This is a genomic window from Photobacterium kishitanii (assembly GCF_000613045.3).
In the GTDB taxonomy this organism is placed as follows: Bacteria; Pseudomonadota; Gammaproteobacteria; order Enterobacterales; family Vibrionaceae; genus Photobacterium; species Photobacterium kishitanii.
Genome location: NZ_LN794352.1, coordinates 2945905 through 2961869, shown reverse-complemented (window position 1 = coordinate 2961869; position 15965 = coordinate 2945905). Strand labels below are relative to the sequence as shown.

Sequence of the window (15965 nt, the reverse complement as noted above, 5' to 3'; positions counted from 1 at the left end):
AAAATAAATTATAACGCCCATCGTTTGATGGGCGTTTTTGTATGCTAAATTAGAGCTCTTTATCGAGTTACTTGTTCAAGGACAGCGCATGGCGACCGAAAAATCATATCCAACCATTAGTCATTGCAGCGACTTATTAGCCGCGGCAGATTTAGCATGGGAAAAATTAGCCCAGCAACATCCACAACAGCTGGCATTATGGCAAGGAGAGGCCAAAGACGAGTTATATGCCATGTTGGGATTGAGTGATTTTATTAGCGCTTCTTTACAGCAAGATGCCACATTACTTGAATGGCTATTCGAACATCGTCAGTGCTGCTTGGAGATTGATTATCGTCAATTATTGAATCAGCAACTTGCTCAAGTAACCGATGAAGCTGGTTTAATGCGCAGTTTACGTCACTTTAGACGTCGCTATATGACCCTCATTGCGTGGCAAGATTTTAGTTCACGAGTCGCGTTGGAGCATAGCTTAGCCAGTTTATCGCAATTGGCAGAAGCATTGATTATGGAAGCTTATCATTGGCTTTATCGTCAGTGCTGCACCGAGTGGGGCACGCCAATGAATGACCAAGGTGAACCGCAGCCAATGCTCATTTTAGGTATGGGTAAACTTGGCGGTGGTGAGCTGAACTTTTCCTCAGATATTGATCTTATTTTTACCTATCCTGAAAATGGCGAAACGGTCGGTAGTCGTCGTAGCCTTGCTAATGCCCAGTTTTTTACTCGCTTAGGGCAGCGGTTGATCAAAGCCCTTGATCAAATCACTTATGATGGTTTTTGTTACCGAGTTGATATGCGCTTGCGTCCTTTTGGCGACAGTGGTCCGTTAGTCATGAGCTATGCTGCATTAGAAGATTATTACCAAGAGCAAGGTCGTGATTGGGAACGTTATGCGATGATAAAAGCAAGGGTAATGGGTAAAGAAAGCTTCAGCCAATACCAAGGCTTACGTCAGATGCTGCGACCGTTTGTATTTCGACGTTATATCGATTTTAGTGCTATTCAGTCGCTACGCCGTATGAAAGCAATGATTGGCAGTGAAGTTCGCCGCCGAGGGCTTACCAACAATATTAAGTTGGGGGCGGGTGGTATTCGTGAAGTGGAATTTATTGCTCAATCTTTTCAATTAATTCGTGGGGGACGCGAGCCAAGCTTACGTGAGCGTGGCCTATTACCGACTTTAACGGCGATTAAAGAGTTGGCTTTGTTACCTCAAGCTGATGTCGATGCTTTAACGAGGGGTTATTGTCACTTACGTCGATTAGAAAACTTATTACAAGCCATTGATGATAAGCAAACTCAAACTCTGCCTGATAAGTCGCTTGATCAAGCGCGACTGGCATGTGCAATGGCTGAGCCTGATTGGGCGTCATTAATGACCACAACAGATCAGCATATGGCGGCTATTCACGCTATTTTTGACGATATTATTGGACATGATGATCAAGATAGTCAGCAAGAGGTGGCGACGCAGTACCATGAAATGTGGGCAATGGTGACTAATGAAGATGTATTGCTGAGTATTTTGGCTGAAATAGACGCTCCCGAACAACAGCTTCAAGCTCAGAATTTACTGTCTTTTAAGCATGAACTTTTTAAACGTACTTTAGGTCCGCGTGGACGTGAAGCGTTAGCGACATTAATGCCGGAAATTTTAGCGCAAGTAGTGTTACGGGATGATGCTGTCCAGCTGCTGCCGCGATTAACCAAATTGATTATCCGCATTGCAACCCGTACTACATATTTAGAGTTATTGACTGAGCATCCAATCGCACTTAAGCAGCTGATTCGATTATGTGCGGCTAGTCCGATGGTGGCAGAGCAATTAGCGTTATACCCATTATTATTAGATGAATTGCTTGATCCGCAGCATTTGTACCAACCAACAGAACTGACTAGCTATCAAGATGAATTGCGTGAATATCTTGCCCGTATTCCAGAAGAGGATATGGAACAACAGATGGAGGCTATTCGCCAGTTTAAACAGACTCAGTTACTCCGCATAGCAGCTGCTGATATTGCAGGAGTGCTACCATTGATGAAAGTAAGTGATCACTTAACCTATCTTGCTGAAGCGATTATTGCCGCGGTAGTTAATCAAGCTTGGTTACAAATAGCAGCAAAATATGGTGAACCAAGCCACTTATTAGAGCGACAAAGTAAAGGCTTTGCGGTGATTGGTTATGGCAAAGTTGGCGGCTGGGAATTGGGCTATGGCTCAGATCTTGATTTAGTGTTTGTTCATGATTGCCCGGATAATGTTTATACCATCGGTAGTAAAGAAATCGATGGGCGACAGTTTTATTTGCGCTTAGCTCAACGAATTATTCATTTATTCTCAACACGAACAGCATCAGGAGTGTTGTATGACGTTGATATGCGCTTACGGCCATCAGGAGCCTCTGGATTATTAGTCACCACTGTTAATGCTTTTGCTGAGTACCAACAGCAACAAGCATGGACATGGGAGCATCAAGCATTAGTACGCGCACGGATGGTGTACGGCGATGAAATATTGCGTACGGCATTTGCAGACGTACGCCAGCAAGTATTAACCATCGCGCGCGATCGAACTCAACTAGCGACAGATGTTGCGGCGATGCGGCATAAAATGCGTCATCATTTAGGCAAGAAAAAAGTGGGAATGTTTGGTTTGAAGCAAGACCAAGGTGGCATTACCGATATTGAATTTTTAGCGCAATATTTCGTGTTAGCTTATGCTCATCAACAACCCGCTTTAACGCGCTGGTCTGATAATGTACGTATTTTTGAATCACTGGCGAATAACGGTATTCTTGATAGCATGACTGCCGAACAATTACAGCAAGCCTATTGTGATATGCGTAATGCGATTCATCGACTGAGTTTGTTGGGGTTAGCCGCCTATGTCGATCAACAACAGTTTGTTGAGATGCGTAATATCGTTGAGCAAGTATGGCAGCAATGGCTTGAACCTAATGCGGTTTAGCTATTACCCGAATGCCCCTCGATTTTAGTTTATGCTAATATTCGAACGTTTCCATATTCCCGGAGAAAGAAATGAAACTGACGCTGCCTGATTATAACCGCGCTGAGGTATTGATTGTTGGTGATGTAATGCTAGATCGCTATTGGACAGGACCGACTGAACGTATTTCACCAGAAGCGCCAGTGCCGGTGGTTAAGGTTGATCAAATTGAGGAACGTCCAGGTGGTGCAGCGAACGTGGCGATGAATATTGCTGCGTTAGGTGGTCATGCCAAATTGATTGGCTTAACCGGTACCGATGAGCCAGCACGAGCGTTAACAGAAAAATTGTCGTCACTAAATGTGAGCAGTGATTTTGTTGCATTGGCCGAATATTCAACGATTACCAAATTACGGGTGATGAGCCGTGGTCAGCAGTTAATTCGATTAGACTTTGAAGAAGGTTTTCAGAATGTTGATCCAGCGCTAATACTTGAACGTATGCAGCCTGCGCTGGCGAATGCAAAAGCGGTTATTTTGTCTGATTATGCCAAAGGTGCGTTGGAGCATGTACAGTCGATGATTCAATTGGCTCGTGCTGCAAAATTGCCGGTTTTGATTGATCCGAAAGGTACCGATTTTGAGCGTTATCGTGGCGCAACGTTATTAACGCCGAATTTATCTGAGTTTAAAGCCGTTGTTGGTAGTGTTAATTCAGAACAAGAATTGGTCGACAAAGGCATGGCTTTGATTGAGCAATTTGATTTTGAAGCGTTGTTAGTTACCCGTTCTGAACATGGAATGACGCTACTTGAAAAAGGCTGTGAACCATTACATATGCCGACTTTAGCGCAAGAGGTTTATGATGTAACGGGTGCTGGCGATACGGTTATTTCAGTGTTAGCGGCGTCATTGTCAGCGGGTAAGTCGTTATCTGACTCTTGTAAGCTTGCGAATGCTGCTGCTGGTGTGGTGGTGGCGAAGTTAGGTACCTCAACCTTATCAACCATTGAGTTAACTGAAGCTATTCACGGTAGCCAGGATAGTGGCTTTGGAGTGATCTCTGAACCTATGCTGGTTGAAGCCGTAAAAGCTGCGCGTGCGCGAGGGGAAACTGTCGTTATGACCAATGGTTGTTTTGATATTCTCCATGCAGGCCATGTTGCTTACTTAACCGAAGCGGCAAAACTAGGTGATCGCTTGATTGTCGCTGTTAACTCTGATGATTCAGTTAAAGGTTTGAAAGGTCCTGGACGTCCAGTTAACCCAGAAGATCGCCGTATGGCAGTATTAGCTGGCTTAGGTGCGGTTGATTGGGTGGTTCCGTTTACTGAAGAAACACCGCAACGATTAATCAGTGAAGTGCTACCAAGCATTTTGGTGAAAGGTGGTGACTATACACCTGAACAAATAGCTGGTGGCAAAGAAGTGATTGCGGCAGGTGGTCAAGTGTTAGTACTTAATTTTGAAGATGGGTGTTCAACCTCAAAAATCATTGAAGCCATTCGTGGTGGACGCGGTTAATTTTAGAATTATCACTGATAAAAAAAGCGCCGAAAGGCGCTTTTTTTATATCGATATAATTTGGCTTACTTAGTTTGAATTAAGCCAGCATTAATATCTAATAGATCTTGCTCACTTAGAGTGCCGACAGCTTGTTTCAACTGTAGGCGCGCTAGAATGTAGTCGTAACGCGCATTAGCTAATTCACTGTTAGCTGAATAGAGACTACGAGTTGAATCTAGGACGTCAACAATAGTACGCGTACCAACATCAAAACCAGCTTCAGTTGCTTCTAATGCTGACTTTGCAGATACAACTGATTGTTTATAAGCATTAATAGAACCAATAGTGGCATTAATGTTGTTGTAGTAGTTACGAACATTTTTAACCACGGTGCGGTATTGTGCTTCAAGATCTTCACTTGCTGAGACGTATTTATACTGAGCTTGTTTTACTTGAGAGCTAGTATTACCACCACTGTAAACTGGCAAGTCAATTTTAATACCTGCGCTTAGATTACCTTGATCAGGTTTAGATAACGCACTGGTATCGTCGTATTGGTAACCTGATTCAAATGATAATGTTGGTAGGTGCCCTGAGTCTGCCAGTGAAATATTATCACGAGCAATATCTTGACCAATACGTGATGCTAATAAGGTCAAGTTTTCAGTTTCAGCATCTTTAACTAGGTTATCAGCAACTTGTTGAGGTTTGCTCGCTGAGAAGGTAATGGTATTTAATGGATCTAATGACGAATATGCATGACCGGTAATTTCACGTAATTCTTCGTAACTATTGGCGAGAGTGTTTTTCTTTACAATGATAGAAGCCAGTACAGTATCGTATTGAGCTTGGGCATCATAAACATCAGTGATTGCTGATAGACCGACTTCAAAGCGTTGTTTCATTTGCTCTAATTGACGACCAACCGCTGCTTTTTCTGCCTCACCAAATTTCAAATCATCTTTGGCTTTTAAAACGTTAAAATACGCTGATGCAACGCGTAAAATAAGACCTTGTTGGGTAACGGCATAAGCTGCATCACTTTGACGAGCTTGTTTTTCAGCGATATCAAGACCAACCCAGCTAGCACGGTTATATAATGATTGGCTTAACGTAACCCCACCGGTAAAACCGTTATCTTTGCCTGCTTTTGAATCAAGGTAGTAGGTGTTATAGCCAGCTGAAAGATTAATTTGTGGCAAAAGGGTACTACGTGAAGAATTAATTGCTTCAAAAGCTGCATCTTTATCGGCCGCGGCTTTTAGAAGTTGTGGATCATTTTGCTTGGCTTGCTGATAAATCTGAGCGAGATCGTCAGCCGATGCTGATTGACTAATAGAGCCAATTGCAAGGCTGATAATGATTGGAAGCAATTTTTTCATGGATGCCTTTCCTGGTCTTGCAGACAAAAATGGGAATGTATAAATATAGTGCAAGCGCCAGTTTACCTGAAGCAGCCTTGCTTGAAACTGATCATTACGTAGTTTTACGTAGTGATTGTATTTTTACATTCGGTTATTAGGTTATTGTAATCGATTTAATAAACAGCGTGTCAAAAAGATACATGATATTTAATTGTTTAAACACTAGCAGTGGAATATTACACTTAAAGTATAACTGTAAGGGATATAAGTTGATTTTAATGCTATCTCGCTTGAAGTTGGTTAACTTTTAATAGATATCTATCATCGAAGGATAAAAAGTATGGGGAAAACGTCAGATTATTCATCCTCGCAACAAGCGTTTAATCGTCAAGATGTAGAGGTATTAGCGACGACAACTGTGTATGACGGTTTTTTTAAAATGGTTAAATACCGCTTACGACACAGGTTATTTGCTGGTGGTTGGAGTGGTGAATTTGAGCGCGAACTGTTTGAACGCGGTCATGCTGCAGCTGTATTACCTTATGATCCGATACGTGATCAAGTGGTATTAATTGAACAGTTTAGAATTGGCGCGATGGCTGCTGATTGCCAGCCATGGCAGTTAGAAATTGTTGCAGGTATGCTTGATCATGATAATGAATCTCCTGAGCAAGTAGTACGCCGAGAAGCAACTGAAGAATCGGGGTTAGTGCTAGGGAAAACGGAGAAAATATCACGTTATTTGTCCAGCTCAGGTGGCTGTTCAGAGGTACTTGATATTTTTATTAGTGAAGTCGATAGTCGTTTAGCGCAAGGGATCCATGGCGTAGCCAGTGAATCAGAAGATATTCGTGTGCATGTTGTATCTAGAAATCAGGCTTATCAATGGCTAGAATCTGGTAAAATTGAAAATGCGGCCACGATTATCGCACTACAATGGTTGCAGTTACATTATCAACGTTTGCAGCAGGCATAAAATAAATTATTTTATAATCCTAGGGGAATGATTTGAATAAAAGGTATACTGTTGATTTGACAAGCCTAATGCGCTTGTATGAAACTAATTACGCTAAACTCTTACCATTGTTGCCTCGCAACGATGAAGTCGGAGATACGCAAGTATACCTAGTGTGTGATGATGCATACCAGTTGAAAATTATTGAATCAACCCGCTACACCACAGTGGTAACATTAGGTTTGGTTGATATTGATAGGGTTGCTGATTACTTGGCACCATTATTAACGGTACGGTTATATCATGATGCTAAGGTCGCAGAAGTGTGTGCTGCGCAGCAGATTTCTCGTCTCAAGCCAATATATGACTATCCTAACTTGCGTATGCATCAAAAAAATGAGAAACATCAAGTCAACCTTTTCTTAGGTGACTGGTTGAAGCATTGTTTACGCCACGGGCTTAGTAAACAATCCGTTTGTTAATTGAACTTAATTGCTCAGAATAGACAAGGTTTTTGACGTTTTGCAGACCTATTCGCTGCCGCAGACTAACCCCGAAAGTGTGGTTCTTCTGCAGATCACCGACACTCATTTGTTTGCCAATGGCTCCGGCTCTTTGCTTGGTGTGGCAACCAAAGACAGTTTTCATGCCGTGCTTAATGGGGTAGATATTGCTGCGCGTCATTTTGACGCCATCGTTGCTACGGGTGATATTTCTCAAGATCACACCCCTTATTCTTATCAGCGTTTTGCTGATGGTATTTCACGTTGGTCACAACCGTGTTTTTGGTTGCCGGGCAATCATGATTTTCAGCCAACAATGCAATCCATTTTACCGAGTGAGCAGATTAAGCCACAGCAGCAGGTATTAGTGGGGGATCATTGGCAAATGATTTTACTCGATAGCCAAGTACAAGGTGTGCCACATGGTGAGCTAAGTACGGCACAGTTAGGATTATTAAATACCGCTCTAGCACGTTATCCTGATCGACATGCCTTAATTTTATTGCATCATCATCCGCTTGAAGCAGGTAGTGCGTGGCTAGATCAACATCAACTACATAATAACAGTAGTTTATGGGATGTGATTGATTGTCATCCACAAGTAAAAGCCGTGCTATGTGGGCATATTCATCAAAATTTAGATCGGACTTACCATGGTGTACGTGTGCTTGCGACACCATCGACCTGTATTCAGTTTATGCCTGATTCTGATGATTTTGCGTTAGATCATAACAACCCAGGTTGGCGTTATTTAGAATTAACTAAAGACGGACAAATTATTACCAGTGTCCACCGTATTAGTGGTGATCAATTTAAACCTAAACTTGATGCTGAAGGTTACTGATGCCATCATTATTAATTTATTTACATGGTTTCAATAGTTCGCCATCATCATTGAAAGCTCAACAAATGATGGCTTATTGTCGTCAGTATCGACCTGATATCAAGCTGATAGCGCCCCAGCTACCGAGTTATCCAGCTCAAGCTAGTCAATATCTAGCGCAATTGGTTGAGCAATATAAGGATCACTATACGATTGGTGTTGTCGGTAGCTCTTTAGGAGGGTATTTAAGTACGTGGCTTAGTGAGCGTTATCAATTATCGGCCGTATTAGTTAATCCAGCCGTTAAACCTTATCAACTGTTAGTTGACTATCTTGGACCACAGCAGAATCCGTATAGCGGTGAAAATTATGTGTTAGAAGCTCAGCACATTGATGAGTTGAAAGCACTTGAAGTTATAAATATCACGCAGCCACAACGGCTATGGGTGTTATTACAGCAAGGTGATGAAGTACTTGATTATCGCCAAGCAGCATTAAAATATGCGCACTGTAGGCTAACAATAGAAGCTAATGGTGATCATAGTTTTTGTAATTTTGAACGTTTTCCCGCCACCATTCTTCAATTCTTAGGGTTATAACCTGACTTATCTGTTCATTGAGTAACGAGATAGGCTACCCTATAAATCAAGTTATGTGCATTAGCATAAAATCTATACCCAGTTTTCGTCCCTTTTTCGTAATATAGAAAAGAGACGCGACTCACTGAATGTGAGTTTTCCGCAGACTCCCGCTTGACAACAACGCGAGGGTTACTGACTATTGTTTGCAAAATTTTCCCGTAAATTTCCGTGATATGACAGATCAAAGCTATAACGCTGGAGCCATTGAGGTTCTAAATGGCCTTGAGCCAGTACGCCGCCGTCCGGGTATGTATACCGATACGGTAAGACCTAACCACCTTGGTCAAGAAGTTATCGATAACAGTGTCGATGAAGCCTTGGCTGGCCATGCCCGTAAAGTTGAAGTCATTCTTCATACCGATCAATCATTAGAAGTGATTGATGATGGTCGTGGTATGCCGGTAGATATTCATCCAGAAGAAGGTGTTTCTGGAGTTGAGCTTATCCTATGTAAATTACATGCCGGAGGTAAATTCTCGGGTAAAAACTACCAATTTTCAGGTGGTCTACACGGGGTAGGTATTTCGGTTGTAAACGCCCTTTCTAATCGGGTTGAAGTAACGGTTAAACGTGATGGTCAAGTTTATCAAATCGCGTTTGAAAACGGCGATAAAGTCTCTGAATTAGAAGTTATTGGTACTTGTGGCCGCCGTGCAAAAGGAACCAAAGTTCATTTTTGGCCAAATCCTAAATATTTTGATAGTGCAAAATTTTCTGTTACTCGTCTTAAAAGTAATTTAAAAGCTAAGGCTGTATTATGCCCCGGTTTGGAAATAGTATTTACCAATAAAATTACTGATGAAACAATACGTTGGTGCTATGAAGATGGTCTTAAAGATTATCTAGCTGAAGGCGTGAAAGGCTATACATTATTGCCAGAAGAGCCGTTTACTGGTGTCTTTAGTGGCGCAACAGAAGCGGCTGATTGGGCGCTATTGTGGCTACCTGAAGGTGGTGAACTGATCACTGAAAGTTACGTTAACCTGATCCCTACCGCGCAGGGTGGTACGCATGTTAATGGTTTGCGCCAAGGTTTGCTTGATGCGATGCGTGAGTTCTGTGAATTCCGCAATTTATTACCGCGTGGAGTGAAACTGACTGCTGATGATATTTGGGATCGTTGTGCTTACGTATTATCTGTAAAGATGCAGGATCCACAGTTTGCCGGTCAAACTAAAGAGCGTTTATCGTCACGTCAATGTGCCGCATTTGTCTCTGGCGTAGTAAAAGATGCCTTTAGCTTATGGCTTAATGAGCGTCCACAGTTGGCAGAATTATTGGCAGAAGTTTGTATTGCCAATGCTCACCGTCGTATGCGTGCTAGTAAGAAAGTTGTTCGTAAAAAAATAGCTTCAGGCCCAGCCTTACCGGGTAAATTAGCCGATTGCTCACAACAAGATTTAAATCGTACTGAACTATTCTTAGTCGAAGGTGATTCGGCTGGTGGTTCGGCGAAACAAGCCCGTGATCGTATGTTCCAAGCCATTATGCCGTTGCGCGGTAAAATACTAAATACTTGGGAAGTGTCATCTGATCAGGTATTGGCTTCGGAAGAAGTCCATAATATTTCAATTGCATTGGGTATTGATCCTGATAGCGGCGATTTAAGTGGACTTCGTTACGGTAAAATCTGTGTCCTTGCCGATGCGGACTCCGATGGACTGCATATCGCAACGTTATTATGTGCCTTGTTTATGAAGCACTTTGAAGCGTTAGTACGTGCTGGACATGTGTTTATCGCTATGCCACCGCTATACCGTATTGACTTAGGTAAAGAGGTATTTTATGCGCTTGATGAATCAGAAAAAAATGCCATTCTTGAGCGTTTAAAAGGTAAGCGTGGCAAGGTTAACGTGCAGCGCTTTAAAGGTCTGGGTGAAATGAACCCATTGCAATTGCGTGAAACTACCATGGATCCTAATACCCGTCGTTTGGTGCAGCTTACTATTGATGATGATAGTGAAACCAATGAAATGATGGATATGTTGCTAGGTAAAAAACGCGCAGAAGATCGTCGTCATTGGTTACAAAGCAAAGGCGATTTGGCGGAAGTTTAATTCGCCTCACACGTATATCATTTTTAAATCGGCAAACATTATGTTTGCCGAATCGCATTATTTAAGACGGATTATCTCACGATGACTGATGTCTCTATGGATGGCGTTGAACAGCTTCCACTTAGAAAGTTTACTGAAGACGCTTATTTAAACTACTCCATGTATGTAATCATGGATCGTGCCTTACCTTTTATTGGTGACGGCTTAAAACCAGTACAACGTCGTATTATTTATGCGATGTCTGAATTAGGTTTGAACGCTACTGCGAAATATAAAAAATCAGCACGTACTGTTGGTGACGTATTAGGTAAATTCCATCCCCACGGTGACTCTGCGTGTTATGAGGCAATGGTGCTAATGGCACAGCCTTTCTCCTATCGTTATCCGTTAGTGGATGGTCAAGGCAACTGGGGTGCCCCGGATGATCCGAAATCTTTTGCTGCAATGCGTTATACCGAATCACGTTTATCGCGTTTTTCAGAAGTATTATTGGCTGAGATAAATCAAGGCACCGCTGATTGGGTACCAAACTTTGACGGTACTATGCTTGAGCCAAAAATGTTGCCGGCACGGTTACCGCATATTTTATTAAATGGTATTACTGGTATTGCGGTTGGTATGGCGACGGATATTCCGCCGCATAATGTTCGTGAAGTTGCTAATGCAGCGGTACATATGATCGAGAATCCAAGCGCTGATCTTGATCAATTGATGGAGTTTGTCCAAGGTCCAGATTATCCGACTGAAGCTGAAATCATCACCTCAAAATCTGATTTAAAGAAAATGTATGCCACTGGTCGTGGTAGCGTGAAAATGCGTGCGATTTGGCATAAAGAAAATGGTGATATTGTTATTACCGCCTTGCCTCATCAAACATCAGGTGCCAAATTATTGGAGCAAATTGCCGCGCAAATGCGCGCAAAAAAACTGCCAATGGTAGAAGATTTACGTGATGAATCTGATCATGAAAATCCGACCCGTATCGTGATTGTGCCACGTACCAATCGAATTGATTGCGATCAATTGATGAATCACTTGTTTGCTTCGACAGATTTAGAAAAAAGTTTTCGAGCCAACATTAACATGTTGGGTCTAGATGGTCGTCCACAAGTAAAAGGCTTGGTGACTATCATTAAAGAATGGCTTGAGTATCGTCGTAGTACGGTTCGTCGTCGTTTGCAATACCGTCTTGATAAAGTGATTGCTCGATTACATATTTTAGAAGGCTTATTAGCGGCTTATTTAAACATTGATGAAGTGATTGAGATCATTCGTAGTGAAGATGATCCTAAAGCTGAATTAATGTCACGTTTTGATTTAAGCGTTACTCAAGCCGATGCTATTTTAGAAATAAAATTGCGTCAGTTAGCTAAGCTTGAAGAAATTAAGATCCGTGGTGAATTAGATGAATTAGCTAAAGAGCGCGAGCAGCTTGAAAAGCTATTAGGTTCTGAGCGTCGTTTAAATACTTTAATCAAAAAAGAAATTATCGCAGATGCTGAAAAGTATGGTGATGATCGTCGTTCACCATTGGTTGAGCGTGCCGAAGCTAAGGCTATGACCGAGCGTGACTTGATTCCAAGTGAAACTATCACCGTCGTACTGTCTGACAAAGGCTGGATCCGTCATGCTAAAGGTCATGAGGTTGATCCAACTACGCTTAACTATAAATCAGGTGATAGCTATCTCGCTCATGCGCGTGGTAAGAGTAATCAACCGGCTATATTCTTAGGTTCTGATGGTCGCAGCTATGCCCTTGAATCTCATACTTTGCCATCTGCACGTAGCCAAGGTGAACCGATTACTGGGCGTTTAAATCTGACTCCTGGCACTAATATGCGCCAAGTAATGATGGCTGATGATGATCAACTATGGCTAATGGCATCGGATGCTGGTTATGGTTTCATCTGTAAGAGCAGCGACATGGTTTCTAAAAATAAGAGCGGTAAAGCCTTATTAACGGTACCTGAAAAGTCATTAGTATTACCGCCTCAGCCGATTGCAGATATTAATAGCGATCAAATTATGGCGATTACCAATGAAGGTCGAATGTTGTTATTCCCAATCAAAGACTTGCCACAATTAGGTAAAGGTAAGGGTAATAAGATCATTAATATTCCATCGGCACGATCAAAATCTCGTGAAGAGTTCTTATCTTATCTAATGGTTCTTACTGCTGATAGTCATGTCACTTTGTATGCAGGTAAACGTAAGTTAGGTTTAAAACCGAGTGATCTTGAAAACTTCCGTGGTGAGCGTGGTCGTCGAGGATCAATGTTGCCACGTGGATTGCAACGTGTTACTGATATTGAAATTGATTCCCCACAAACACTCAGTGATGAGCAATTAACTGACAGTTAATTTACGGCTATATATACAATAAAGCCCTCGTATTTATGAGGGCTTTTTAATGATTTATTTGCGTTAATTGTGTCGTAGTTTATTGAGTAATGGATACACATAACAGGTGTAATTTTCGTTGCTGTGGGTATACTAGCGCACACTTGTACGCTGAGGAGTGTTTGAATGATTTATATTTTGCGCCTGATTGCGATTGCAGTTTTTGCCATCGTAACCTTTGTCTTTGGCTGTGGTTATTGTTTATTAAGCCCACGAAATCCTAAACATGTTTATACCTTTGGGCGACTGTTTAGTAAAATGTCACGTGTATTGGGTATAAAGCTAGAGATCCGTTACGCTGAAGGTGCTGAACAAGTAGGTTCGGCGGTTTATATTGCCAACCATCAAAATACTTATGATTTATTTACCGTTTCTGGTGCAATTATGCAGCGTACAGTGACTGTCGGTAAAAAAAGTTTAGTGTGGATCCCATTGTTTGGACAGCTATACTGGATCACGGGTAATATTTTAATTGATCGTGCAAATCGCAGTAAAGCCGTGGGCACAATTGGTCAAGTTGTTGATAAAATTAAAAAGAATAAAGTGTCAGTGTGGATGTTCCCTGAAGGCACACGTTCTCGTGGTCGTGGCTTATTACCGTTTAAGACTGGCGCTTTTCATGCGGCTATCGGTGCTCAAGTGCCGATTGTACCGATTGTGTGTAGCTCGACGGATAAAGTAAAACTTAATCGTTGGGATAATGGTGTCGTCATTGTCGAGGTTATGAAGCCGATTGCGACTGTTGGTTTAGAAAAAGAAGATGTTCGTAAATTATTAACTCAAAGTCGTAAAATGATGGCTTCAAAACTAGCAGAGTTAGACCAAGAGGTTGCTCAGCGCAATAAGCATTAGTGCTGGTTATTTAATGTTTAATAATTATAACTAAAAGATATAATGTGAGTATTATTAACAAGGACATGTTTTTTAAACATGTCCTTGTTTTGTTTTATTGTTATCAAACAACGATAAACAAAATTTTGTGATAGAAGTAGAAGATAATTATGACTGAAGAATATGTAGTATTAGTAGATGAACAGGGCCATGAGCTTGGTTTACAAGAAAAAATGCAGGCTCACCGTGATGGTGCGTTGCACTTAGCTTTTTCAGTATTGCTTTATCGTGATACAGCTAATGGACGTGAATATTTATTACATCAACGTGCTTTAGAAAAATATCATAGCGGTGGTTTATGGACCAATACTTGTTGTTCTCATCCACGTCAGGGTGAAACGATTAATCAGGCTGGTATTCGCCGTTTACAAGAAGAAATGGGTATTACATTGACGACCCCGTTAACGGACGTAGGCCATTTTTGTTATTATGCTAAATTAGATCAACAGTTAATTGAACATGAGTTGGATCATGTTTTGATTGCGAATGGTGATGAGGTGATGTTTACGCCAAATCCTGCTGAAGTGATGGCATATCGATGGTGGCCTATCGCGGAGTTACAACAACAATTACATCAAAATCCCCAGCTATTTACCGCATGGTTTGCGCAAGTGTTAGCGACAGTAGAACAAGCATATTAGTGTGATGGTGGGAGAAAAAAGCGATCACTGATTTCAGTCTCGTGATCGCTTTTTTGATAATTATTTACGTACAGCAATCGCTTCAATTTCAATTTTCACATCTTTAGGTAGACGTGCAACTTCAACACAAGAGCGAGCTGGGTAAGGCGCATTATGTTCATCAAAGAACGCCCCATAAACCTCATTGACAGCACCAAAATCGTTAAGATCTTTTACAAATACAGTCATTTTCACAATATCAGCAACACTCAGACCTGATGCTTCAACAACCGCTTTAACGTTATCTAATGATTGACGTGTTTGAGCAGCAATATCTTCTGCAACTTCACCTGTTTGTGGGTTAACAGGGATCTGACCTGATGTCATTACCATGTTACCAAGATCAACACCTTGTACATAAGGACCGATCGCTGCAGGAGCTTGCTCTGTATGAAGAATTTTTGTCATGAGTTATCCTATTTTATGATCATTTAAAGGCTCAATAATAGCCTTTTAGTGGTAACTAATATGGGGGCAATTAAGCCTATATTCAACTCACCATCATCGATATCAGTGGCTATTTCAAGCCTAAATATTGCTTTACAACCTGCAAGCATTGGTTAATTCGCATAATATCTTTTGGCGCTACCATAACGGTATCATTGCCGCCAATGGTACCTAAAATATCCACATGGGGTTGCATATCAATTAATCGTGCGACCAATTGTGCACCACCTGGGTGGGTTTTTATCACAATAACCAATTGATTATGAGTAATAAATTCAATTTGTGACGCAATTGATGCATGTATTTTAATCGGTTCATTTTCAGTAGTTAGGCAATAAATTTTTTTACCTGTCGCATTAGGAACCTTAGTCACCCCTAATCGTAATAATAGCCGTGATACCGTTGATTGACTGATATCGTTAAAGCCTAATTTAATTAATTGATGCCGAATATCATCTTGCGTTGTAAAACTTTGTTGTTGTAATAAGCGTTTACATGCCGATGTCATATTATCATTACAATAATTATCATCGATTGCAGGCAGCTGGGTATCCATTCGAAGTCACTCCTTGGCAAGGTATGGATCAATAACAGATTAGGCAATATAGATTATCGGTATAGCAATAATGAGGTAGTAGCTATTGTTTGCGTGTTGTTGCATATTGATGGTAGCAATTATAATGTAGCGGAGATATGACCATTATCACCAAATAACAAACGTTATATTAAGTTATTTCAGTGAATGATAG

The 15965-nt window shown here is 41.4% G+C and carries 13 protein-coding genes; 10 read left to right on the top strand and 3 right to left on the bottom strand.

Annotated elements, in window-relative coordinates; genetic code table 11:
• Positions 1-88 precede the first annotated feature (88 nt).
• Both glnE and hldE read left to right on the top strand, forming a co-directional pair.
• Positions 89-2971, top strand: a complete 2883-nt coding sequence (gene glnE, locus PPBDW_RS13685) for a bifunctional [glutamate--ammonia ligase]-adenylyl-L-tyrosine phosphorylase/[glutamate--ammonia-ligase] adenylyltransferase (RefSeq protein ID WP_054262080.1) — start codon at positions 89-91, stop codon at positions 2969-2971.
• Between the two features lie 71 nt (positions 2972-3042).
• Positions 3043-4473 carry a bifunctional D-glycero-beta-D-manno-heptose-7-phosphate kinase/D-glycero-beta-D-manno-heptose 1-phosphate adenylyltransferase HldE gene (gene hldE / locus PPBDW_RS13680; RefSeq protein WP_036796134.1) on the top strand — a complete coding sequence of 477 codons (1431 nt, stop codon included), beginning with the start codon at positions 3043-3045 and terminating at the stop codon, positions 4471-4473.
• A 65-nt stretch (positions 4474-4538) separates the two neighbouring features.
• Here hldE and tolC read toward each other — a convergent pair whose 3' ends face one another.
• Positions 4539-5837 carry an outer membrane channel protein TolC gene (gene tolC / locus PPBDW_RS13675; RefSeq protein ID WP_036796133.1) on the bottom strand — a complete coding sequence of 433 codons (1299 nt, stop codon included), beginning with the start codon at positions 5835-5837 and terminating at the stop codon, positions 4539-4541.
• A 322-nt stretch (positions 5838-6159) separates the two neighbouring features.
• On the opposite strand from tolC, the gene nudF reads away from it, so the two are divergent.
• From nudF to idi, 8 genes are all read left to right on the top strand, one after another.
• Positions 6160-6795, top strand: a complete 636-nt coding sequence (gene nudF, locus PPBDW_RS13670) for an ADP-ribose diphosphatase (protein ID WP_036796132.1) — start codon at positions 6160-6162, stop codon at positions 6793-6795.
• Positions 6796-6827: 32 nt separating this feature from the next.
• Entirely contained in the window at positions 6828-7256 is a 429-nt protein-coding gene (locus PPBDW_RS13665; protein ID WP_080895427.1) for a DUF1249 family protein, read from the top strand.
• A 40-nt stretch (positions 7257-7296) separates the two neighbouring features.
• A complete protein-coding gene (cpdA, locus tag PPBDW_RS13660) occupies positions 7297-8121 on the top strand; it encodes a 3',5'-cyclic-AMP phosphodiesterase (RefSeq protein WP_036796129.1) in 825 nt (274 codons plus the stop codon).
• Complete coding sequence (gene yqiA / locus PPBDW_RS13655; protein WP_036796128.1) at positions 8121-8699, top strand: esterase YqiA; 579 nt, start codon at positions 8121-8123, stop codon at positions 8697-8699. Before cpdA ends, yqiA begins: the two co-directional genes overlap by 1 nt.
• 215 nt (positions 8700-8914) lie before the next feature.
• Positions 8915-10798: a DNA topoisomerase IV subunit B gene (parE, locus tag PPBDW_RS13650; protein WP_036796126.1), complete on the top strand. Its 1884-nt coding sequence runs from the start codon at positions 8915-8917 to the stop codon at positions 10796-10798.
• An 81-nt stretch (positions 10799-10879) separates the two neighbouring features.
• Entirely contained in the window at positions 10880-13159 is a 2280-nt protein-coding gene (gene parC / locus PPBDW_RS13645) for a DNA topoisomerase IV subunit A (protein WP_036796125.1), read from the top strand.
• A gap of 165 nt (positions 13160-13324) precedes the next feature.
• Entirely contained in the window at positions 13325-14050 is a 726-nt protein-coding gene (locus PPBDW_RS13640; RefSeq protein ID WP_036796123.1) for a 1-acylglycerol-3-phosphate O-acyltransferase, read from the top strand.
• 149 nt (positions 14051-14199) lie between these two features.
• The gene (idi, locus tag PPBDW_RS13635; protein ID WP_036796122.1) at positions 14200-14730 is read left to right on the top strand and encodes an isopentenyl-diphosphate Delta-isomerase; all 531 of its coding nucleotides are present in this window, start codon (positions 14200-14202) and stop codon (positions 14728-14730) included.
• Positions 14731-14790: 60 nt separating this feature from the next.
• On the opposite strand, the gene PPBDW_RS13630 is transcribed toward idi, so the two are convergent.
• Together PPBDW_RS13630 and PPBDW_RS13625 are read right to left on the bottom strand one after the other, a co-directional pair.
• A complete protein-coding gene (locus PPBDW_RS13630; protein WP_036796121.1) occupies positions 14791-15177 on the bottom strand; it encodes a RidA family protein in 387 nt (128 codons plus the stop codon).
• A gap of 109 nt (positions 15178-15286) precedes the next feature.
• Positions 15287-15772: an arginine repressor gene (locus PPBDW_RS13625; protein WP_036796119.1), complete on the bottom strand. Its 486-nt coding sequence runs from the start codon at positions 15770-15772 to the stop codon at positions 15287-15289.
• Positions 15773-15965 lie beyond the last annotated feature (193 nt).

Bases quoted from the DNA above. Each gene is read 5' to 3' on its own strand.
- glnE (WP_054262080.1), top strand. From the start codon at position 89: ATGGCGACCGAAAAATCATATCCAACCATTAGTCATTGCAGCGACTTA.
- hldE (WP_036796134.1), top strand. From the start codon at position 3,043: ATGAAACTGACGCTGCCTGATTATAACCGCGCTGAGGTATTGATTGTT.
- tolC (WP_036796133.1), bottom strand. From the start codon at position 5,837: ATGAAAAAATTGCTTCCAATCATTATCAGCCTTGCAATTGGCTCTATT.
- nudF (WP_036796132.1), top strand. From the start codon at position 6,160: ATGGGGAAAACGTCAGATTATTCATCCTCGCAACAAGCGTTTAATCGT.
- yqiA (WP_036796128.1), top strand. From the start codon at position 8,121: ATGCCATCATTATTAATTTATTTACATGGTTTCAATAGTTCGCCATCA.
- parE (WP_036796126.1), top strand. From the start codon at position 8,915: ATGACAGATCAAAGCTATAACGCTGGAGCCATTGAGGTTCTAAATGGC.
- parC (WP_036796125.1), top strand. From the start codon at position 10,880: ATGACTGATGTCTCTATGGATGGCGTTGAACAGCTTCCACTTAGAAAG.
- PPBDW_RS13640 (WP_036796123.1), top strand. From the start codon at position 13,325: ATGATTTATATTTTGCGCCTGATTGCGATTGCAGTTTTTGCCATCGTA.
- idi (WP_036796122.1), top strand. From the start codon at position 14,200: ATGACTGAAGAATATGTAGTATTAGTAGATGAACAGGGCCATGAGCTT.
- PPBDW_RS13630 (WP_036796121.1), bottom strand. From the start codon at position 15,177: ATGACAAAAATTCTTCATACAGAGCAAGCTCCTGCAGCGATCGGTCCT.
- PPBDW_RS13625 (WP_036796119.1), bottom strand. From the start codon at position 15,772: ATGGATACCCAGCTGCCTGCAATCGATGATAATTATTGTAATGATAAT.